This window comes from Ktedonosporobacter rubrisoli (assembly GCF_004208415.1).
In the GTDB taxonomy this organism is placed as follows: domain Bacteria; phylum Chloroflexota; class Ktedonobacteria; order Ktedonobacterales; family Ktedonobacteraceae; genus Ktedonosporobacter; species Ktedonosporobacter rubrisoli.
The window spans coordinates 283,305-306,009 of the sequence record NZ_CP035758.1 but is presented as its reverse complement, the minus strand read 5'-3'; the positions used below and the strand labels follow the sequence as shown (position 1 = coordinate 306,009).

16 protein-coding genes are annotated in these 22,705 nt (G+C 51.7%); 11 read left to right on the top strand and 5 right to left on the bottom strand.

The window, feature by feature from the left end:
• Window positions 1-116: 116 nt before the first annotated feature.
• A complete protein-coding gene (locus EPA93_RS01390) occupies window positions 117-3,128 on the bottom strand; it encodes a winged helix-turn-helix domain-containing protein (protein WP_165422794.1) in 3,012 nt (1,003 codons plus the stop codon).
• Between the two features lie 362 nt (window positions 3,129-3,490).
• On the opposite strand from EPA93_RS01390, the gene EPA93_RS01385 reads away from it, so the two are divergent.
• Complete coding sequence (locus EPA93_RS01385; RefSeq protein ID WP_129885312.1) at window positions 3,491-5,458, top strand: elongation factor G; 1,968 nt, start codon at window positions 3,491-3,493, stop codon at window positions 5,456-5,458.
• Between the two features lie 154 nt (window positions 5,459-5,612).
• Here the strand turns inward: EPA93_RS01385 and EPA93_RS01380 are convergent, their stop codons facing one another.
• Entirely contained in the window at window positions 5,613-5,849 is a 237-nt protein-coding gene (locus EPA93_RS01380; protein WP_129885311.1) for a hypothetical protein, read from the bottom strand.
• A gap of 162 nt (window positions 5,850-6,011) precedes the next feature.
• On the opposite strand from EPA93_RS01380, the gene EPA93_RS01375 reads away from it, so the two are divergent.
• The 7 genes from EPA93_RS01375 to EPA93_RS01345 all read left to right on the top strand — a co-directional run bounded on the left by EPA93_RS01375 (window position 6,012) and on the right by EPA93_RS01345 (window position 17,149).
• Entirely contained in the window at window positions 6,012-6,209 is a 198-nt protein-coding gene (locus EPA93_RS01375) for a YwbE family protein (protein WP_129885310.1), read from the top strand.
• A 514-nt stretch (window positions 6,210-6,723) separates the two neighbouring features.
• Entirely contained in the window at window positions 6,724-7,272 is a 549-nt protein-coding gene (locus tag EPA93_RS01370) for a cysteine hydrolase family protein (RefSeq protein WP_129885309.1), read from the top strand.
• A gap of 288 nt (window positions 7,273-7,560) precedes the next feature.
• Window positions 7,561-9,639, top strand: a complete 2,079-nt coding sequence (locus EPA93_RS01365) for a serine/threonine-protein kinase (protein WP_129885308.1) — start codon at window positions 7,561-7,563, stop codon at window positions 9,637-9,639.
• 85 nt (window positions 9,640-9,724) lie between these two features.
• Complete coding sequence (locus EPA93_RS01360; RefSeq protein ID WP_129885307.1) at window positions 9,725-12,100, top strand: WD40 repeat domain-containing serine/threonine protein kinase; 2,376 nt, start codon at window positions 9,725-9,727, stop codon at window positions 12,098-12,100.
• A gap of 13 nt (window positions 12,101-12,113) precedes the next feature.
• A complete protein-coding gene (locus tag EPA93_RS01355; protein ID WP_165422793.1) occupies window positions 12,114-14,258 on the top strand; it encodes a serine/threonine-protein kinase in 2,145 nt (714 codons plus the stop codon).
• 216 nt (window positions 14,259-14,474) lie between these two features.
• The gene (locus tag EPA93_RS01350; RefSeq protein WP_129885305.1) at window positions 14,475-15,992 is read left to right on the top strand and encodes an amino acid permease; all 1,518 of its coding nucleotides are present in this window, start codon (window positions 14,475-14,477) and stop codon (window positions 15,990-15,992) included.
• A 212-nt stretch (window positions 15,993-16,204) separates the two neighbouring features.
• Window positions 16,205-17,149, top strand: coding sequence for a CPBP family glutamic-type intramembrane protease (locus EPA93_RS01345; protein ID WP_129885304.1), 945 nt, complete (start codon window positions 16,205-16,207; stop codon window positions 17,147-17,149).
• 138 nt (window positions 17,150-17,287) lie between these two features.
• On the opposite strand, the gene EPA93_RS01340 is transcribed toward EPA93_RS01345, so the two are convergent.
• Both EPA93_RS01340 and EPA93_RS01335 read right to left on the bottom strand, forming a co-directional pair.
• Window positions 17,288-17,983 carry a hypothetical protein gene (locus EPA93_RS01340; RefSeq protein WP_129885303.1) on the bottom strand — a complete coding sequence of 232 codons (696 nt, stop codon included), beginning with the start codon at window positions 17,981-17,983 and terminating at the stop codon, window positions 17,288-17,290.
• 214 nt (window positions 17,984-18,197) lie between these two features.
• A complete protein-coding gene (locus EPA93_RS01335) occupies window positions 18,198-19,037 on the bottom strand; it encodes a helix-turn-helix transcriptional regulator (RefSeq protein WP_165422792.1) in 840 nt (279 codons plus the stop codon).
• A gap of 192 nt (window positions 19,038-19,229) precedes the next feature.
• Between EPA93_RS01335 and EPA93_RS01330 the strand changes: the two genes are divergently transcribed.
• Window positions 19,230-19,967 (top strand): SDR family oxidoreductase, encoded by a 738-nt coding sequence (locus EPA93_RS01330; RefSeq protein ID WP_129885301.1) that lies wholly within the window; start codon window positions 19,230-19,232, stop codon window positions 19,965-19,967.
• Between the two features lie 476 nt (window positions 19,968-20,443).
• On the opposite strand, the gene EPA93_RS01325 is transcribed toward EPA93_RS01330, so the two are convergent.
• Window positions 20,444-20,950, bottom strand: a complete 507-nt coding sequence (locus EPA93_RS01325; RefSeq protein ID WP_129885300.1) for a DinB family protein — start codon at window positions 20,948-20,950, stop codon at window positions 20,444-20,446.
• A gap of 459 nt (window positions 20,951-21,409) precedes the next feature.
• On the opposite strand from EPA93_RS01325, the gene EPA93_RS01320 reads away from it, so the two are divergent.
• Window positions 21,410-21,907, top strand: coding sequence for a RidA family protein (locus EPA93_RS01320; RefSeq protein WP_129885299.1), 498 nt, complete (start codon window positions 21,410-21,412; stop codon window positions 21,905-21,907).
• A gap of 237 nt (window positions 21,908-22,144) precedes the next feature.
• Window positions 22,145-22,594: a MarR family winged helix-turn-helix transcriptional regulator gene (locus EPA93_RS01315; protein WP_129894405.1), complete on the top strand. Its 450-nt coding sequence runs from the start codon at window positions 22,145-22,147 to the stop codon at window positions 22,592-22,594.
• Window positions 22,595-22,705: the final 111 nt, after the last annotated feature.

The following is a 22,705-nucleotide window of genomic DNA, read 5'->3' as shown; positions in this document are numbered from 1 at the left end:
TGTATTTATTAGTTCCATGCAGAAGTGTACCGTCCGGCTCTGAGGAAAACATCGCCTGAAAGGAGGATTTTGAGGAGTAGCTTCTTGCTAAGGAAGATAAAAGGCGCAAGAACGAATCAAAGCAGTTGCAGGGTCCGAGCGCAGGCAATAGCCTGAGTGCGGTTGCGTACCTCAAGCTTGCCAAAGATGTTCTTCAAGTGAGTTTTGACTGTGTTCAGCCCGATAACGAGTATTCTTGCTATTTCTGCGTTGGTATAACCAGCGGCAAGCAGGCGCAAAACTTCAAGCTCACGTGGGCTTAGCTGCTCGGGTAAGATAGGAACAGCCTCGTGTTTGTGTTGCAAGGCAGGCTCTTGCCTGAAGAGGAATAGCAGGCGCTTGAGATAGGCAAGCGAGCAGATATGTCCAGGTTGATTGCCCTGCTGATAGGCTTTGAGCAGCTTTGTGAGCGGCCCAATAAGCTGTGGTCCCTGATCGATGAAGGTACGCAGATAGCCTCCGGGCTCGGCCAGCGCTAACGATTCGGCAAGAAGCGTTAAAGCTTGTGTGCTCTCGCCCTGTTTCATATAGACGGAAACCAGGCTGAGGAGTAAGGAAATTTTGCGTCCGGTACGCTGCGCTCGCTCTGCCCTTTTTAACAGAGCGTCAAGGATATGCAGTGCAGCAACTGATTCATTGCTTATACTAAGTGCCAGAGCCAGCTGCTGATATTCATCCTCATAAAGCACATCTGGCTCCTGGGCCGGGTCCAGTCCGCACGTTCGGGCCCAGTCAAGGAGCGGCTCCATATTACCCTGCCGCGCGCTCAATTGTGCGTGGATCGTTTCCAGCCAGCCTATGCCACGGCTAAACTGCGTCAGGTGAATTTGACGCTCAGCCTCTGACAGAAGCGCTTCAACTTTTGCCTGCTCCTCACGGGCCAGGGCGCTATAAATCAGACCGACGTAGCTAAGCAGCCAGATTTTTACATCGCCGCTGCGCTGCCCTGACATCACGCCCTCACCCAAATAACGCTCTGCAGCCTCTAGATCGTTCCACTCATAATAGAGCTCACCCAGGCCAACAAATAAGAAGGCTGCCAGCACAAGCTTTTCCTGTCGCGTCTGCTGCACATAAGCCAGGCCCTCTTGATAGGTCTTATAGGCCCGGTGCAACTTGCCCTGCTCTTTGTAAAGCAAAGCCAACGAACGAATGGCAAGCATGGCAGTCCGCAAATTGCCGCAACGCTGACTACGCTTGAGCGCTTCCCGATATGACTTCTCGGCTTCTGCCGGCTTTTCCAGTGCTTCATAAGCCACTCCCAAGCTGAGAGCCACTTCGCAACGCATGATATCATCGCCTTCTGCCAGCCAGAGCAAGGCCTGCTGTGCGAGAGTAATACTATGTTCACTCCTCTCATGATAGATGGCCAGGCGAGCCCGAATAGCCGCGATCTCCCCATGCAGTGCCTGCAGCTCCTCCTCAACTATTACTTCGTCTTTCAGCCCGCGCTCGGCCAGATTGAGGTAGCTTTCCGCAGCTAACATATGCGAGGTATGCAGAAATGTCCAGGCTGCGTAGATACAAAGGCGCGGATGAGCTGGCATAAGCGCTGTCGGCAAGGAGTGTATCCACATGCTAAGGGTAAGCACTTCCTGGCTCATCAGCATCGCGCGTCCCTGCCCTTCAAGTAAGCGAGCGGCAAGCGTATAGTCATGAGCTTGCAAGGCACAGGTGATGGCCTCGGCCGGCATAGCCTGTTGAGCATACCAGTCAGAAGCTTGCCGCAGCAGTGCGGCCGCGCGTCCCGGATAGACGTGCTCTAGCTGGCTACGCAGAAAAGAGCTAAATAGCTGGTGGTAACGATACCAGCCCGGACGCTCAGCGAGCGAGGAGAGAAAGAGATTTTCTTGCGATAGATGCACTAAAAGATCATGGCCGTGCCGCTGAAGCATGATAGCGTCGCAGAGTGCTCCATTGAAGCATTCAAGGGCCGAACTGCAGAGGAGAAATTCGCGCACATGCTCCGGCTGCCGAGCCAGAATCTCGCTAGCAAAATAAGCAAAAACTGCCTGAAAGTCTGTGGCAGAGTTTGGTAAAGATGCAACATCTCTGTGCCCAGATCGGGCGGCCTGGGCTATCAATACAAGCCCTGTGGCCCAACCCTCCGTGCGGCTCACAATGTTTGTTAGCTCCTCTTCCTCTGGCGTGATACCTGCACATTTTTCAAGCAGCTCTCCGGCTTCCTGGGAGGTAAAACGTAGCTCGGCAAAGCCCACTTCGGCTAGCATGCTCCGGGCCTGCAGGCGGGCAAGTGGCAATGCTGGAAGAGCACGGCTGGCTATTACAAGGTGCAATTGTGCAGGCGCATGCTCGATCAGAAAGCTCACGCCTTCCTGAATCGTCAGGTTAGTAATCAGATGATAATCATCAAGGATAAGTACTAGCTCTCCTGGCAGCGTTGCCAGAGCATTTACCAGAAGGACCAGAAACGGCTCAAGCGTCTCCTCTTGCAGCCTGCTTAACTGCAGGCGTAGATGTGTCGCAAAGTTGTGAATATGCTTTTGCAGTGCTGCAAGGACATAGCTCCAGAAACGCGTTGGCTCGTTTTCCCCTTCCTCAAGAGAGAGCCAGGCTACCGGGCAGGAGAGCTCACGCAGCCAGGCGCTGAGCAGCGTGGTCTTGCCCGAACCAGCTGGAGCGGTGAGCAAAAGCAACCTGCGAGTAGCATAATTTCTTAGGGCGGTAAGCAAGCGTGGGCGCGCGATCATTGTAGCAGAAAGAGCGGGTGGAATGAGCTTTGTCGTGAGTAGATATGCTTGCCCGGGCTCATTGGAAGCTATCGCATTCTGCGCGGATGCAGCATTAAGCAGGTCGGCAACTTCGTTAAGGCGCCCATGCGTTACCTCCTCAGTTTTGCCCAGATAGGCCGTACGTAGTAAGCCATGCTGGCGCCGATAAGCATACCAATACTGGCCGCTAGCCCTCCGTTCCTTGCGCGCAGTAAATTTACCGGAGGCCGCTATAAAGCGAAAGAGACGATGTTCAGCCAGCCAGGAAAACCAGGCCGGCGAATCCACAGCAATAGCCTCTGTTTCAGCATATGTATCGAGCCTGCCCTGCTGGAGGCTCGGAGTTGTGCGCGCCATCGTTGCTCCGTCTCTAAAATAGGGCAAAGTTACACAAAACAAAAATAGCATCAGGCCGGGCGCACGTCAAGTCCAGGATCATACAATTGGCAGAGAAAAGAATATCACAGCAGTAGTGGATTTGAAGTCATTTGCAAACTGCCTCATCCTTGTCTTGACAAACCCAGCCTGGCAAGATAACTTATATATTCAGGCAGTCAACTTGATGACTTGAGCCAGAACTGCCAACGCAAGCAGCGCTCCTTGAGCTAGAGGGCGCTCGGCACTACTTACAAGAAAGAAAGGAATTACTATGCGGTACTTCAACAATCAATTTACACAAAAGGAGATCTATATGCAGATGAGAAAGAGGACTTTATTAAGTGCAGACCCTAAATATTGGAATTGTTGCACATGTGGACGCTGGAAAGACCAGCCTGACCGAGCGTGTATTATATGAAACGCATGTTATTGATGAGATTGGCCGGGTAGACAAAGGCAATACGCAGACCGACTCGATGGAGCTGGAAAAAAGAAGAGGTATTACGATCAAGGCTTCCGTCGTTTCGTTCTTTGTGCAGGATCTGAAGATCAATCTGATCGATACCCCTGGCCATGCCGATTTTATTGCCGAAGTAGAGCGTTCCTTTAGTGTTCTTGATGGCGCTATTCTACTCATATCAGCCGTAGAAGGAATTCAGGCCCAAACAAAGATTTTGTTAGCGGTCCTGATGCGTCTTGGCATCCCCACTATCATCTTCATCAATAAAATAGACCGCAGCGGCGCACAGTCAACAACGCTTCTTAAGCGCATCCAGGAGAAGCTCACAGCTCACGTAATCCCCTTGAATAGAGCTGAAAATATAGGTACGAAGCGTGCCTGTGTCGTGGAAAACAGCTTACAAGATCAAGCGTTCCTGGAAACCTGCATCGAGCAACTCACGCTAAATGATGAGCAACTCCTTGCCGCCTATGTGCGAGAAGAAAGCATCACGGGTGAGCAGGTAGCAGAGGCCTTGCTAAAGCAGGTAAGGGAAGCAAAGCTCTACCCGATCTTCTTTGGCTCAGCTATGACCGGCGTGGGTGTTTCTCAGTTGTTGGAAGCCGTTGTGCGTATGTTTCCCGCAAACACAGAAGGAGAGCAGGCTCCCTTATCTGGAGTCGTCTTTAAGTTAGAGAAAGAGGCTACTGGCGAAAAAATTGCCTACGTCAGACTGTTTTCAGGAAGCATAAGCGTGCGAACCTATGTTCGCGTGCAGCGGAAAAAGTCGGATGGCAGCATTGAGACCTATACTGACAAGCTGAAAAAGCTTCACTTATTCTATGAGGGGAAAACCGTGCAGGTTCAAACGGTGATGGCCGGCGAGTTTTGTAAAGTCTGGGGGTTGAAAGACGCCAAGATCGGCGATGTGCTGGGTGAGTGGTCCGCCAAAATCAGGGACATTCACTTCGCAGATCCCCAACTGGAAACGCGCATTGAGCCTCGGCACAGCGGCCAGGAGCACCGCTTATATCAGGCACTTCTGGATATCGCCGAAGAGGATCCCTTGATTCGCGTCTTGAAGGATGATTTCCATAAGGAGATCTATGTGCGCCTTTTTGGCGAGGTGCAGAAAGAGGTTATCGAGGCAATACTCAAGGAAAAGCATGGCCTGGATGTGCAATTTTCGGAGACCAGCATTGTCTGTATCGAAAAGCCAAAGTGCGTGGGCCAGGCTCTTGATATGATGGGAGCGCCAGATAATCCATTTTATGCCACTGTAGGCTTTCGGGTTGAACCGGGTTCTTCTGGCAGCGGCATTACCTATAGATATACGCCAGGAGCCTTGCCCCTGGCCTTCTACAGGGCTATCGAGGAGACAACGCATGCTACCCTGAAGCAGGGCTTATATGGGTGGGAGGTTACTGATATCATCGTAACGCTCTCGCACACCGGCTATGCAAGCCCGGTAACTATAGCTGGCGATTTCAAAAACCTGGTTCCGCTGGTCTTAATGGAAGCGCTCAAGCAAGCTGGCACTGAAGTTTACGAACCGCTCAACCAATTTGAATTGAGCGTGCCTGTTTACGCGATCAGCAAAGCGATGTTCAGGCTCTCAGCTTTAAGAGCCAGCTTTGAGCAGCCCATCCCTCAGAACGATGATACGTTCGTTCTAACTGGAACGCTGCCTGTGGCAACAACCGAGAACTTCAAACGCGAACTGAATTCATTTACGGAAGGAGAAGGAGTTTTTGTGGTGAAACCTGGCGGATTTAGCAAAATGGAGAATATGTTTCCGACGCGCAAGCGCATGGATTATAACCCGCTTAACCGTAAGGCGTACTTGCTGCATATTCTGCGCGTCTGCTAGAGACGCAGGCGAGAGCTCTGGCAGAGCTTAGAAAACCGTCTGACAGGCAACTGGCGCACCTGGGAACGGGAGTGGGTTACCCAGGTGTGGCCCCTCACCTAGGAGAATCTGGAGACCGCTCTTGTTCCTCCTTCAATCTGGCAGGTTGATGAGGTCATAGCTTGGGCTGATGCGGGAGAGTGGCAGGACTATCAGCCAGTAAGGAGACCAGGGCAAGGCTCCTGTACTTCTTTAACAGGCTTATGGTAAGCTCGGGGACATGGTTGTTGCGAACATGCTCTAGCCAGTATTCAAGATCTGATGCTTTCTGTTCTCTTACCATTTTCACAAAGGCCTGAACCAATTGGTGGGCTGTTTCCAGGGAAGGATGGACCTGACGAATGAAAGCCACTTGCTGTTGCCACTTAAATATGGACTCATGAAGGGAAAGTGTGTTACTCTATGTGGTGATGTCCCGTCAAATGGGTGATGGTGAACATCAGGAAACACGTGAAGGCAGCTCTGGGAAAAGAGACATTCGTTCACCAGGGATGATAGGAGAAAGTGCAATTAAATGCCAGATGGACGCATCCGTCAAAATATACGTTCGGGAATCACCGTGTCAATCGTTCTCAAGCAAGACCAGCGAACAGGAAAACTGACCCGAGGAATCGTCAAGGATATTTTGACCAACTCCGCTTCTCATCCACATGGGATCAAGGTACGGCTTGTCGATGGACAGGTTGGACGCGTACAGAAAATCGAGGAGTAGAATGAGGGTCGATTTTTATCGCATTTGCCTGAGATTTACAGCCAAAGAGACCGAGCCTCCCACACAATCTCAAAATTGACAATCCGTTGCTCGAACGCATTTCCAGAAGCTGCAAATTTGGCATTGAAGATATGGATGCAAACCCAGCCTGGAAGAGCTGTTCGAGCTTGGAGCCTCCATTTTGCTCACATCAAGAGCTCCTGGAATTACCAAAAACGCTTCATCGTCAACGGCGCAAGACAGCGATTTCTCAACTAATCAACTGTTGTGCTGCTTAACAGTGGGCGGCTGCTCATCTTTCGATTCTGGCTCACTTCTGATGATGCTCGCATGAGGTAGGACATTTACCAAAAATTTCTTTTAATGCGGCACAACTTTATCCTCATTGCCTGCTATAGTTAAGAGCAGAAAAATACTTCACAAGGCCTCAGTTTTATGGTGATTCCTCTAGTGTTCTGTCAAACGAAGCCTGATAAAATACTAGTTGTAGAAGATGAAATAACAGGAGCAAGCGATGAATACAGCAATACTCGTTATCGATGTGCAGAACGGTATGTTTGCCGAGGACGATCCAGTCTATCAGGATCAGGAAATCTTAAGCAAGATCGCTAGCTTGCTTGAGAAGGCGCGCAAGGCCCAAATTCCCATCATCTATATTCAGCATGGCAGCCCCAACCACGGCCACCCTCTGGAGATCGGTACAGATGGCTGGCAAATCCATCCTGCGATTGCTCCACGTGAGGGTGAGGTGGTAATCCAGAAGCGTATGCCCGATTCTTTTTATGGCACAAACCTGCACGAAGTCCTCAGCGCACATGAAATCAAGCATCTTATCGTTACCGGCATTCAGACTGATTGCTGCGTTGATACGACCTGTAGACGTGCCAGTAGCCTCGAATACGATGTCACGCTGGTTCAGGATGCGCATAGTACCTGGGATAATGAGATACTTAGCGCAGCGCAGATCATTGCCCATCACAATACTATCCTGGACGGCTGGTTTGTTACGCTAAAGACTGCCGATAGCATCAGCTTTAGTAGAACACCATCCGGGGCAATCTAATAGAGCGGCTATCCTTTGAGATCTTACGAGCGCTATTGCGTGCGACAATAACTGCTCGTAGCCTGGCCCTATCCTGAAAGAGGAGGCATTTGAACTCATTGTGTATGACATTGAAAGCCTGGCAGGCTGCCAATTTCATGGATATTTTGCTTCGCTCTGGAAATTATTTCTCTCAGGTTTATTCTGTCCATGCATATACATATACCTTCAGGCCAATGTGAGCTATTTCATTTTCGTAATACCCTCGCTCTGCTATAATTATCGTAGAATATTTTACGGTGACTTAGTATGCAAAAACACGAAAAGTTCGATTATCGGGAAGCAAGCGGCGAGGCAACTGAGCGCTATCATCTACTCGGGGAGATCGGGCATGGCATCTCTAGTGAAATCTGGCTGGCTGAAGATCCTCGTTTACATCGCCAGGTGGTCATAAAGATATTGCCTCCTCGCGCTCAGCAGGACCATGACTATGCCGCGCGCTTTGAGAGTTATGCGCGTTCGATCGCTACCCTCAACCACCCTCATATTTTGCCCATCCATGATTATGGTGAGCGCTTGAGCTCAAATGGCCAGATCGGGAGCTATCTGGTCATGCCATATATCGAAGGGGGCTCATTAGCTGAGCTGCTCAAACAGCGCAATCTGTCCCAGCAAGAGGCGCTAAACGCACTTTCGCAGGCAGCCGAGGCCCTCGACTATGCTCATGCGCAAAGTACCTTGCATGGTGATATCAAGCCGTCTAACATGCTGCTGCGCCCCGATCTCTGGCTTCTGCTTACCGATTTTGGAATCGCCCGCATCGTTTCCAGAGCTTCTCAGCTTGCCAGGGAAGAGGCATATTCAGGAACTGCTGAATATCTCGCGCCAGAGCAGGCACAGGGCCAGGCAGTCCCGGCCAGCGATCGTTATAGCCTGGCCGTCGTCGCCTATCAATTGCTGACCGGTCGCCTCCCTTTCCAGGCCAGGACCGACGAAGCTATGCGCAGCCTGCACGCAACTCAGCCGCCACCCTCACCTCGTCGCTGGAAGCCTGAGCTTTCACCCGCCTGCGAGGCAGTGCTGCTGCGTAGCCTGGCGAAAAGGCAGGAGGAACGCTATCCGAGCGCGCGCGAATTTGTGGAAGCGCTGACCCCCTCACTGCATACTTCCACCTCGACGGGCAGGGGGATCACGCGCCGCTATCTATTGGTTGCTGGCACCGCGGCAGCGCTGATAGGTACAGGAGGCGTCTGGGCCGCAGTCACTGGCCATCTGCCTTTTATGGCTGCCTCAGCATCAACGTCAGCGCTTCCCGCAGCTGATGCACCGACCAAAATTCTGCGCGGCCATAGCAAACCTGCCCATACGCTGGCCTGGCTTCCCGTGCCTGGTAACCTTGTACTGGCTTCGGCCAGCAATGGAGATTCCACAGTTAAGTTATGGAACCTGCCAGTGTTTGGTAACCAACAGACAATCAGTCAAAGCACGGCAAGCAAAGATCTACAGCGCATACAGCTTGCCCTGGCCTGGGCGCCTGATGCCCGCTTCATCGCCCTCGCTGGCGTAGATGCTCAGGGACGCCCTAAAATCGATGTCTATCGTTCTGATCTAAGCGCTCCGGCGGCAGGATTAGAACAAGGTTTCTCTCTCCCCGCCGCGCAGTTGAATGGGCTCGGCTGGACCAAACAAACGTTGTTAGCTGCTCTCTATACGCCAAAAAATGATAATGCACAAAGCTTTGCGCTGGGCCTATGGGACACGCAGAAGCCCGAGTTGCAGCTTTCGCCGATTTCCCTCAGTGGTGTCTTGTCGCCATCCGATTATGAAGGAATCTATCGCAGCCTGGCAGTCTCACACGATGGCTCTCGTCTGGCCATCGGAACTACGCAAGGTGCGCTGGTGGGCACGGTTGAACTGGCAGGCAATGCTTTTCAGTGGAAACCCGCCTCCTTTGGTCTATTGCAGTATCTGCCAGGCCAGCACAGCGGTAACGCCATCGATGAGTTGCTCTGGTTCTTGGTATCAGGTGGTGGGCACGGGGAATCTCTCTTTAGCATTACGAAGGGGAAGCCTGATGTGTTTGTGGGCTGGAACATTGACAGCCCTAACCCGAACAAACCAGTTAATGTAAGCAGTGTGCTGAACAATCCGCCTGGCTTTACGGCTCTTGCCGCTCACCCCAACAATCAGAAAGATCTGTATGCAGCAGGGACACAAGACGGTAAGGTCTATCTCTGGGACGACAAGGTGGGTCAACTTCCCATTCGTATCTTACATGGTGGCGATATCAAAGGGCGGGTTATTTCGCTGGACTGGTCACCTGATGGCTCATGGCTGGCCGCCAGTTATGCTGATAGTGCCGCATCAATTGCCCTCTGGAACGTGTGAGTACAAGGCTTTCAACTTTAACAGTGCCATTGTATGAAGCTGGATATGAACCCAATTGAATTGGACAACACGAAGGGTATTTCGTATGCAAATATATCAGTCTGTCGACTGGCAAGGGAGCCAGTTCGAACAATATCATATACATCGTTTGCTCAAGCGCGATAGGCTTGGCGATCTCTGGCTGGCCGAAGAGAGCCAGCAGCAACGCCTCGTGGTTCTGAGGCTCCTGCCAGGCGTTGCCACTACTGCTTATGAGTATCTGCATCTCTTTGCGCAGATGGCACAGGTTGCCGCTAATCTGGAGCATCCTCATATCCTGCCTGTGTATAACTCTGGCGTGCAGGATGGCAAGCAGAACGAGGTCATCCCCTTTCTGGTATATCCCTATCTAGAGCGGGCCACAACGCTACGTGCCAGGCTTGATCGCTCCACAGGGACTCTTCAGGCTTCAGAAGCGCTTCGCCACCTCTCCCAGGCGGCAAACGCTATCGACTATGCCCATAGCCAGCAGGTGATACACGGCGGGCTCCAACCAGGCAGCTTGCTGCTGGACGGCATGCGTTTGCTAGTTAGCGATTTTGGCCTCACCCAACTACAAAGTAGCGACGTTACCGTTAGCCGCACGCAAAGCGTCGATTTGCCTTATCTGGCTCCCGAGCAGGCACAGGGCAGGACGGAGGCCGCCAGCGATCGTTATAGCCTGGCCGTCATTGCCTATCAACTTTTCGCCGGTCGCCTGCCTTTCGAGGGAAAAGACAATCCATATAGCTTGCTGCTCCAACAGCTCACCCTTGCTCCGCCGTCGCCCGGTCGCTTCAATCCTACCTTATCGTCACCTATGGAAATCGCGCTTTTGAAAGCGCTCTCGCACCAGCCCCAGAAGCGCTATGCTTCCTGCTCTGCGCTGGTGAACGCGCTGAATCGGGCCTGGCAAGGCTTGCCTCTCGACCCACGCGATGATCCTGACACAACCCTTATCGCTCCCTGGAACAACAGTTTTGCGGGCGAGATCTCCACGGTGTCCACACAGATTTCGTCGGAGCTACCAACACTGCAGTCGGAGCAGCAATCATCACCTCTTACTGCTGCCGTCGAAACAACGGCACGAAAAAAGGTAATGGCCCCGATGAAGATAACCACTGAAGCTTTGCCGGAGATCCCAGCGGAAACTGATCAGCAAGGAGAGAGACGAGAGCGGAAATTGAAGCGCCGGACTGTGCTGATTGGCGGCGCATCTGCAGCTGTGCTTGTTGCTGGCGGGGTGACGCTGCTGAACCTCTGGCCCAGGTTATCTGCGGCGAAGCTTCCTCCAGGACCGCAGCACTTTACGCCAGGCAAACCCCTCATTCATCTCACCGGACCCGAGAAAGCTGTCATGAATGTTGCCTGGGATAACAGCGGGCGCTATCTTGCTTCAGCGGGCTTAGATACTCAAGTGAGGTTATGGGATGTTGGTAGTATCTTGCAGAAGAAACCAGCTACGTTACAAGTGATAAGCAGCCCGACGCGCGAATGGAAATTTCCCAATGGTATTCCATTCAATGGTCTGAACTGGACTAGCGATGGACGCAAGCTCATAGTTTCAAGTGCCTCAAATGGACCGTTTGAGCTTCTCGATCCATTCTCGGCTAAAGAGACGCGTCAGCAATATACGAATCCCACTAACTATACAGATCCTTTTCATTTCTATCTTGATGCTTTATCGGGTCCACATTCGGATCTGCTGGCTGCCATTGATTCCACGCTGCAGGGACAGATTACGGTGCAGCTCTGGCGGCAAAACCAACCGGCAAAGTCGATTGCTAGCCTGTCTCATAGCTCGTTAAAAGCTGGGGATGGTACCAGCGAAATGCTAGGCGTGATAGGCTGGTCCTGTGACGGTACGATGATTGCAGGTCTTACAAATTTCCTGGAATTGATCGTCTGGGATGTCAAAACCCACGCCACGACAAAAACTATCAAGCTTCCGTACCGCAAGCCAAAATCCAATGCTCCGGATCTCAAGGCGGCCATACTGCGCTGGTCTCCGCAAGATCCGCATGTTGTGGCAGTTGGTGTTATTGAAACGATAGTGCTCGTTGATGTGCGCTCTAGCAAGGTACTTGATGTATTGAGCACTGACAACAAAGACGCTTACACACCGCCCAAAGATACTACAGCTTTTCCAAATTGGGTTCCGCAAGTCTATAGCTTTAACTGGTCTCCTAACGGTCGATACATTATTGCAGGATATTCACAGGCATTTTCTACGATGGCCGCCTGGGACTTGCAGAAGAAGCAGGTGAAGAAAGATCAAGAGGGCGGGCATGTGCAGGATTACCTTTTTCCACCTCCAGGCACAGCGAATGCCCACTCAGGCAGCATTTTAGCTATATCCTGGTCCCCTGACGGACGCTACCTGGCGACCGGCTCTGCTGACAATACTATTATAGTCTGGCAGGTAGATGCTGATGAGAAGTGAACAGGAGATGCAAATGGTACAACAGAATTCGTTAGCCCATACTGACATGCAGCTCGGACGTTATCATCTGCTTAAGAGAGTTGGGCGCGGCGGCATGGGCGAGGTCTGGCTGGCTGAAGATCCACAGCTGCATCGCCAGGTGGCGATTAAGATGTTACCTCCCCAGAACCAGTACAAGGAGGAGGATGCGGCCCTCTTCGCACGTGAAGCGCAGGTGGTCGCATCGCTCAACCATCCGCATATCTTGCCAGTGCATGACTATGGTGAGCAGCGTTTTCCCAGCGGCCTGGTGATCTACTATCTGGTCATGCCTTATATCAGCGCTGGCTCACTGGCTGATCTTATCGAGCGACGCAGCGCCTCCGGCGATGGTTTCCACCACCGAGAGGTGCTGGCCTTCCTGCTACAGGCTGCTGAAGCTATCGACTATGCGCATACCAAGGGCATGATCCATCGCGATATCAAGCCGGCCAACATGCTGCTGCGCTCAGAGGGCTCTCTGCTCCTGGCTGACTTTGGCATCGCGCTTATGTTTGCCCGCGATGAAGAGGCGCAAGAGGCCGGGCTGATGGTAGGAACGCCGCTCTATATCGCGCCTGAACAGGCCCAGGGCAAGCCGACCACTGCCAGCGATAGCTATAGTCTGGCGGTGATTGCCTATCAGTTCGTGGCCGGTCGCCCGCCCTTTCAAGCTGAAACTACCTATGCCACTATTGTTCAGCACCTCGTGCAACCGCCTCCGCCTCCTCGGCAGTGGAATCCAGATCTGCCGGAAGAGTGTGAAGCCGTGCTGTTGCGTGGGCTGGCGAAAAAACCGGAGGAGCGCTATGCTAGCGCGCGCGAGTTTGTCGCTGCCCTGGCGCGCTCTCTTGATGCTGAGGACATGCTTCCCGTTACTCCTGGGTCCTCAGTCGCCCCTACTCCTGCCCTGGAGAGCGCCGGAAACCTCCTCTCGCGGCGCAATATGCTGATTGGGGCCGCGAGTGTGCTTGTGCTTGGCGGGGCCGCTGGCGGGATCTGGGCCATGAGCCGTAAAACTCCACCTCTGCAGACGGCAAACAGGCCATTGAGCCCAAAGGAGCCGGCGATGGTATTGCGCGATCTACGGACCCCTCCCGACGCTTTGTTCTGGAGGCCTGATAAGAATGTTTTGACGACAGCCTGCGGTAGTGAGAGTACTATCAAGCTGTGGAATATCGATGAATTCCGCCTCCAGAACCAGGATGAGTATAAAAGCTCCTACACACTAAGCAAAGCACCTATCACTACAACGGCGGCCTGGTCGCAGGATGGCAAGCATCTGGCCTTGATCGCTACAACGTCAGATTTGAGCCCGTATCTCACTATCTATTCTGCCGATCTCAGTAGCCAATTATCTGGCTTCGAGAAGGGAATCAAGCTTCCTTCTCAGCATAGCAAGGGAAGCCACCCCTCTTTTCTCTTTGTTAAAGGAATTGGCTGGCTCGCTAGCAGATATGTGATAGTTACCTGGGAAGAATCGAGCAGCGATGATTCTTTCTACCTTGGTATGTGGGATATCACCCAACCCCAGCTCAGAGCGCAACCTCTCGTGATCAAAGCCTCGGCTGCTATATATGATATGGCTACCATCGAGATTGGGGTCCCATCTAATGAACAGTCGCTAGCTATATCCTCGGACGCTACCCACGTCGCCCTGGCCTGCAATGATCGCATTCTCCTGGGTCAGGCTGAGATTGCTGGCGGGCAGGTTGTCTGGAAGCAGCAGCAGCCAGACCGCCTTATAGAACAGTTGAACACTATTCATGGAGTTGTCTGGTCTGGCGATGGCAAGCGGCTGGTCGGCGTTGCTTCCAACTTGACCGGCTCCCACTATGTACTGAGTTGGGATCTGACCCGCCGATCAGATGATGTGCTGCGCTTTGGTATTCCTAAGGATGCTAAGGTATTTAGCTGTCTTGCCGCCTATCCAAAGGCCGATAAGGGGATGTTCGCCGTTGGTACGACAGACGGCAAGATCTATCTATGGAATGGCCAGCCTGGGGCTCTCCCGGTACGTACGCTGATTAGTCCTTCTATACAGAAAAGGGTGCAGATGCTGGCCTGGTCACCTGATGGTCAATGGCTAGGTGCCTCCTATGCCGATAGCGATGTTACAATCTTGATCTGGAAGATATAAGAGGACATCACTCGGCTTGAAAAAGCATGGAACTGAAAGGATGCTGTACCCGGCAGGCTCTGCGTCATAATCGAGCTGTATAGCGCACATCCCCATTTATCCGATTTCTCCTTCTTCTTATTCTATATTGTAGATGATGCTAGCATCTCTTCAATACGCTTAAGTAAATGGATGAGAGGCAAATAGACAAGCTTCGCTAGAGTAAGGAGAAATATCTTGAGTTTATGGCGCACAAAATCTATCGCGCAATGTCTGCGCGATACAGAAGCTCCTGAGCATGCGTTGCGCAAAGAGCTTGGTCCGCTGGATCTGACGGTCTTTGGCATCGGCGTTGTTGTGGGTACTGGGATCTTCGTATTGACTGGCGTGGCCGCAGCTACGAAAGCGGGTCCCGCCATAGCTATCTCTTTTGTGGTATCAGGCATCGCCTGCGCACTGGCGGCACTCTGCTATGCCGAATTTGCCAGTGCTGTACCAGTGGCGGGCAGCGCCTATACTTTTGCCTATGCAACCCTTGGTGAGTTTCTGGCCTGGATTATTGGCTGGGATCTCATTCTAGAGTTAAGTGTAGGGGCTGCCGCAGTCTCTATCGGATGGTCGCAATATATCCAGGAGATTTTGAAAGCGCTGGGGATTACGCTACCGGCGGCCCTTACCAATGCTCCTCCCGTGGGCATTCTTAACCTGCCTGCGGCCCTCATTGCGCTTTTTCTTACCCTGGTTCTCACGCGCGGAATTCGTATCAGCTCAAGCCTTAATGTAATCGTCACCACAATCAAACTTGCAGTTGTGGTCTTCTTTATTGTGGTCGGCGCATTTTTTATCAAATCCATTAACTGGTCACCCTTCATTCCGCCGGCCCAGCCTATTACTAGCGGTGGTGGCACTTCGCTGGAAACGCCGCTTGTGCAGCTGCTCTTTGGCCTCAAGCAGAGCTCCTTTGGCCTGACGGGCATCGTCTCAGGAGCCGCAACTGTCTTCTTTGCTTATATTGGCTTTGATGTCGTGGCCACGGCAGCAGAAGAGACGCGCCATCCACAGCGCGATCTCCCGATTGGTATCATTTGCTCTTTGACTGTTTGTACCATCCTCTATATCCTGGTCTCCCTTGTTATGACGGGCATTGTTCCTTATCCAAGCCTGAATACGGCGGCTCCCATGGCGACAGCATTTGTGGCAATTGGTCTATCCTGGGCTGCAGGCCTGGTCTCTGTGGGGGCTGTGTGCGGTCTGACGGCGGTAATTCTTGTTTTGCTGCTGGGACAGAGCCGCGTCTTCTTCGCGATGAGTCGCGATCATCTCTTACCCTCCTGGTTCTCGCGCGTGCATCCGCGCTTTGGCACGCCATATCGCATCACGCTCTGTATTGGTATTGTTGTGGCCATCGTTGCCGCTGTGACTCCGATTAATGCCGTTGCCGAGCTCGTCAATATTGGTACGCTGCTGGCCTTTGTCCTGGTCTCGGCCGCAGTGGTCATCTTGCGTCGTACACGCCCTGACTTGCCGCGCGCTTTCCGCACGCCGCTTGTTCCCTTTGTGCCAATCCTGGCTATTATTGTGTGCGGTTACCTGATGATAAGCCTTCCATTGATTACCTGGCTGCGTTTCGTTATCTGGCTCATTTTAGGTATAGTGATCTATGCCCTATATGGAATGCGCCATAGCCGCCTGGCAGGTGAGCTTCCTAAGCCAATCAGCACGGCCACTGCGGTTGGAGATAGCATAGATACATAGTGCCAAATGCCTTGGTTTCTCGTATGCACTAAATTCTTCTCGCTTAGATCGCAGGCTGGCAGGAACAGGTATCCAGAAGCATGGTATCGTCTTCTGGATACTGACCCTGCTTGCTCCCCTCATGCAAATATCTGCTGCTCTATCTTGAATTCTAATTGAAGTTATTGTTTAATAACAGCAGCAACCTCGGATTGAAGTAAAGGTTAAAATCTTTGATTACGCCATCAACTCCTGGCACTTCTCGCGGCGAAGGAGAACGCCAGCGCGTGCAGCTGGCCAGGCATGGGCTTGTGCTCTTCTTCTCTCTGCTTGTGCCGTTATCCGCCCTCAGTGAGGGTCTGATAATCGTGACAAGAGACATGCGCTGGACGGCTCTCCTGATGTGGATGCCTGGCCTCGCAGCGCTCCTTACACGCCTGATCCTGCACGAAGGCATGGCCGACATCTCTTTTCGCTTCTGGCCACAAGAACAATATCTGCCGGAAAGCCTGGCTCTCGTTAGCCCTTCTCTTCTCGCAACACGACCAATGGGCCAGTTAAAAAGAATAGTGCACCTGGCTCCTGGCCAATGGAAAGGCCTGAAGGCTATTATTATTGCCCTCCTCTTTCCCACGATTATTGGATTACTCGCCTATGGCATAGCCTGGATCACGGGTCTGGCTCAATTCAGCTTTCCAACCAGAGCCACAAGCCTGTCCACTTCTCTCCATTTTGCCCTCCATCTGCTTGTCCTCTCCACAATAATGACGATCCCCTCGGCTCTCACCGCAGCTGGAGAGGAGCTAGGCTGGCGCGGTTATATGCTGACGCGCCTGATCGATGCCCGTATTCCCTGTCCGGTCCTGCTGAGCGGCGTCATCTGGGGGCTCTGGCACCTACCGCTGATTCTTACCGGGCTGTATTTCACCAGCTCTCATAGGGTTTTTACGGCCAGTATCTTTATGCTTGTCTTGATTGCCTTTGGCTTTATCATTGCGCGCCTGCGCCTGGAAAGTGAGAGCATTTGGCCGGCGATTACAGTTCACGCCTCCTGGAATGTTATCATTCCTAGAGGCTTTGACTATGCAACGCGCGGCGTTCATGCCACACTATGGACAGGTGAAGCTGGCGTCCTGGTGGCCCTGATTATGCTTCTGGCCGCCTTTATATTCTCGTAGAGACCTCTTTGGAACTGGTCCAGGCACCGGCTCAGGATATCCACATATGCTTCCAGGTATAGAAGCGAGTTGCTACGCCTTCCTTGCCTGGCCAACGCCATGGATAACTATCGGGAATCCATGGTGTAAGCTTGGTACTCATATTGCGGGAAGTGTGGGCTTTGGGGATTCTGAAGAGCCTGTAAAGAGCGGCGGCTGGCTCTCCAACGCCTGATAGAATTTATTGCGATGGCTCCAGAGCGAGAAGGCCACGCTGAGCAGAAAAAAGATTATTCCGCAGCTCAATAATATTAGCAACGGGGCCATAAAAAGCGCATCTAACAAGAAGCCTACAAAGACGGCGCCAATGATCCCATTAATGACAGCAATGGTTCCCGGCGTGCTCAACAAGATCTGCCAGTAGGTGTCCTTCATCCCTATCTTCTGTAAGGTAGCCGTTGCATCATCCGAAGAGGAGAGAATAAAGTAAGGCTGCATATCTGGAGCGTGTTCTAGAAAGAGATGCCGAATGCGGCTCATGCCGCGCGCATAGAGCACATCTTCAATGGTAGATTGGAGGGTACGCTCAAAAGTCATCAGCCCCAGAAACCAGAGCGCAGGAAATAAGATAAGGCTGAACAGAGAAAAGGCCTTGCCAAAGTTGGAGGCTTGCCCGATGAAAGCCAGAGCCACAAGCGAGGTGGAAACTGCGCTGATAAAGAGATTGGCGCGTCCGCTGGCATCGGCGATCGTGCTGGCCCGTCCGTTCTGTAAATTGTAATGTTCTGTGGTCAGGATCGTTACAAGCTGAGGAGAAAGATCACGGCTGGTCTGCTTATCTGGTGTGATATCCACAATTACATCCTTTTAACAAAAGTTATCGCGAAATTGCAAAGTCGGATTAGATATGAGCTTATGCAAGTATATAAGTATAGATTCTACACACCTGGAAAGCAAGAGAGCGACTAGCGAAGGTTGAATTTTCGCTTGCTTTATAAGCGTATTATCTCTCAATGACATAGTTACGTGAGCAAAGCTAGCAATTCCGGAAATTTTCTCCCGCTAGCCCTTAGCGCTGGGGCTCCAGCAACCTCTCAATTTTTTCGGCAGTGCCAGAGGTTTCACGCGGAGTGTGAATAAGAAGCCGAAGATCTGAGGAATCGACGGCCTGGAGAAAGAGAAAATCGAACTCCATTTCCCCTACAAGTGGATGGCGAAACGATTTGCGCCCTTCCGGAACAGTAAGCACATCATAGTGCGCCCATAAGTTCCGAAACTGCTGACTGATACGGCTCAAGTCAGCGATTTGTCTGGCCCACCAGGGATCGTCAATGAAGCGAGCATAGCCGGCCCGAAATTGGGCCAGATATATACGGGTATGTTCTAACCACTGTTCGTTATTTTGCCAGGAAGGCGCTGTAAATAATCGCCAGATCACATTGCGCTCCCGCTCAGACTTCGTTTCATAGTCACCAAACGCGGCACAAAAAGCTTTATTCCAGGCAATGATATTCAAACGTGCATCAACGATGCATCCGGGAGTGGCTCCAAGCTGCTTGAGAAAATTGCCTAAGCTTGGACTGATATTGGCCTGGGTAGGAGCCTCAACGGGAGGAGGTTGTCTAAGTGCGAGCAAGAACAAGTGTTTGCGCTCAGTTGCGTCCAGTTGCAACACTCTGGCCAGGCTTTCCAACAACTGTACCGATACGTTGATATCTCGTCCCTGCTCAAGCCAGGTATACCATTCAAGGCTTACTCCGGCCAGCATGGCAACTTCGCCACGCCGCAAGCCAGGTGTACGCCTTCGGCTCCCCCGGGGCAAGCCGATTTGTTCGGGCGATAAACGAGCTCGACGGCTCCGTAAAAATTCAGCTAATTCATGATGGCGATTTAATTCTACTTGATTCATCCTATAAATCTACCCAAATGTATGACCGCAAACTGGAAGTGCCAGTTCCAGGATAAATACCTGTCTCGTTAATGTATGTTTACCATTATATACTATGGATGGATGAAGCGGAAGTTCATCTAAGAAACAAAATATTAGTAAAGAGCTATGTTAAGTATTAGGGATAGAACATTAAATAGAGGGAGAAAAGACATGTCTAACATTACCGGAAAAGTTGTTGTAGTGACTGGCGCGAGTAGCGGGATAGGTGAGGCGACTGCGCTTCTGTTAGCTGAACGTGGGGCAAAGGTAGTACTTGGAGCACGCCGCGTAGAGCTCCTTGAAGCTCTGGCAGAGCTTATCGCAAATAGGGGCGGCGAAGTCAGTTATGCGCGTATCGATGTGCGGCGGCGCGAGGATCTGGTCAGCCTTGTCAGGCTAGCATATGAGCGCTATGGAAAGCTCGATGTGCTTGTCAACAATGCCGGGATAATGCCGGTTTCTCCACTTGACGACCTGCGCGTCGAGGACTGGGATGCCATGATCGACATTAATATCAAAGGCGTTCTTTATGGTATTGCGGCAGCACTACCAATCTTTCGCCAACAGGAGTTCGGGCATTTCGTCAATGTTGCCTCTACAGCGGGACATCGCATTGTAGCGAATATGGCCGTCTATGCTGGCACAAAGTTTGCTGTACGAGCCATCTCCGAAGGATTGCGTCAGGAGGCTGGCGATAAGCTGCGTGTGACGATCATTTCGCCGGGCTATACGCAGACGAACTTTGCGGAAACTATAGCAAATCCGGAGCTAAAAGCTCAGCTCTCCGAAGCTCGGGACAGGTTTGCAATGCCGCCAGAAGCCATCGCCCGCGCAATCGCCTTCGCAATCGAACAGCCGGCCGATATCGACGTGAACGAAGTAATTGTTCGCCCCACCGCGCAGGGGTAATGATAGCTGCTATTCTTCTGGTTTGCGCATAGCCTCTTTATATGAGTCTGGTGTATCCTCAAAAAGACTTAAGAAAGGCTACTAATGGTCATGCAAACGATATTCCTTACTATTTGCTCTTCAAGTATACTCTTATCAAACAGGGCATGGAGTATTGATATATGTACTAGTGTAGCTAGTTTAAATTTCTTGAAGCGTGTAGCTGGAACGCGTCTTCTGTAGAAAATATATCAATAGTCCTTCCCTGTTAACGAGTGTTACTTTTTGGTCAAATAGCGCTGGATATTTTCATCCAGCGCTGTTGTTTGTGTGTCAATCGCGCTAGCTCTTCCCTGGCTTCTTACCATTTTACGCATTACCAGGCTTGTTAGCTGACTGGAAAGTAGAGGATCATTCCACATGCGGAGATGAGCTAGAAGCGCTTGCATTACTCACGCTTTGGCATAACCTCTTGGTAGCTGTTCGTCTGTCTGGCTCTATCCGGGGAAATCGGCCGGAAGCCCGTGCAAACCAAGGGTGAGAGAGAGCTCTCCACCGTGGTGGAGATCATGCTCCAGGACGTGCCAGATTACCCAGGCGCGCGATACATCGACTGCCTTACCATCCCACTCGTCGAGGAAAGTGTGTTGCATATCTTCTGAGCTCCAACGAGCCAGACAATTCTCCATGTATTGCCAGGTGTAGTCGAGGCCCTGAACCAGTTCGGCAACAGATGGGAGCGGTGACCCCAGCGAGAGCGCGGCCTCGTTCCAATTCGCATATTTCTTCATTCCCTCGTCGCCATCCTCTCCCATAAAATCGGTGAACCAGTAAGCACGACAGGCTACAATGTGCAAGACTAGCTCACCAATGGAGCGCAGATGAGGCGCGGGGCGCACCTCAAGCTGTGAAGCCGTGAGCGGGGCAAGCGCCGTTTTGATGTGTTCCTGGTACACCTTCCAGAAAGAATAGAAAGTTGTAAGTGTGAAGTTATCTTCTGCCATGTGGAAATGTACTCCTTTCGGTCTCTTTCTCTTATAGTAGCGCAAAAAGCGGTGAGATAACGTCCTCATAGCACTCTTTTGAGCGCCCTGGTATCCAATTCGCATATTTGATTGGCAGATAGAGTGCTGGATCGTTGAACAAGTTGCCCGTTGCAAAACAGGCTGGATTGTCCTCATATTGCTTTTTTTTGCTGAGTGGCGGCCAAATCAATTCCTTGACCAGGTAATGCCATCTGATTTACACTTCAAACTAGCTATATCCAACAGTGCGCTAATTTGCAGGGAGGAACAGGGAGCATCTTTTCCAGAAGAGGAAGGGCCTGGAATTTGCGACCTTCGTTCTTTGCTTGATATTGTTGGATATCGTGGCCTGGCGCTGATAGTGCTGATACCCTCGCCATTTAGCAATGGCAACAATGCTGAACGTAACATAGAGTAAAGCCATGAAGGGAGAAATTTATGCAGATTGAAGAAAGATTAGAGGCGCTCGGCTTGACCTTGCCGCAGCCAGTGAAGGCGCCATCGGGGGTGCGCTTCCCATTTGCGTTTGTGCGCGTGCGCGGCAATCGAGCATATATTTCCGGGCATAGTCCCACACAGGCCGATGGTTCGGTTGCAGGCCCGTTTGGGAAAGTTGGAGCCGAAGTCTCGGTAGAGGAGGCCTATCAGGCCGCGCAATCTGCCGGGTTGGCGATTCTGGCGAGCTTGAAGCAGGAATTGGGCGATTTGGATCGCGTGGTGGCCTGGTTGCGCGTGTTTGGTATGGTCAATGCGGCTCCGGCTTTCACCCGGCATCCAGAAGTGATAAATGGTTGCTCCGATTTGATTCTCAAGCTGTATGGGGCTGAGGCAGGTCAGCACGCGCGTTCAGCGGTTGGCATGGTTTCGTTGCCCTTTAATATTCCTGTGGAGATCGAAGCTGAAGTGGAGATAAGCGGTAAGATTTCTATCGACTGATCCGTTTGAGGGCAAGCCAAAACGCAAGCTGTTACCCTGCCTGACATTGCTAAGCTCTGTCTGGCAGGCAGGACAATGCGATTGGACTGGGCGAGCCAAAGATCCGAGTTGTGATTCTGTATCGTGAATGATATCTTAGATGATGTGTTCACAATTTCGTCAAGGACCTTTACTATATTATTTGTATGCTGAGTTTTAGAAACAGGGAGGGAGAGAATCGTGGCGATAGCTTCAAGCATGCATGGTATGCTTGCCCTTCTTGCTATGGCCTTTCATACAATCGTCGAAGAGCTGCAAGCCAGTCTGGAGCAGGCCGGCTATAACGATGTTCGCCCCTCGCACGGCTTTGTTTTTCATAGATTAACTCCCTCTGGAGCCACGGGCAACGAACTGGCTGAATATCTTGGGATAACCAAGCAAGCCATAAGTTTGATGATTGATGAGCTGGAGCAGCGCGGCTATGTTGAAAGGCGAGCGCATCCAACGGATAGAAGAGGCAAGCTAATAATATTAACTGAGAAAGGTTGGGGATGCATCAAGGCCACGGAGGCTGCCATGGTCGAGATCGAAAGGCACTGGGCCGAACTTCTGGGAGCGGAGCAACTGGAGTCGATGCGTGCAGATCTCTATAGGCTAGTCATGATGGCTAATCATAGCCAAATGCCAGCTTTGCGACTTGTGTGGTAAGCGCTGTAGGTCTGCCAGCACTTATTATCTGCTCGTCAGGAGATGCCTGATGAATGCTTCCCTAAAATTTACCAAGGTGGGGACCACGAAGAGAAGCATGGGCAGTAGAGG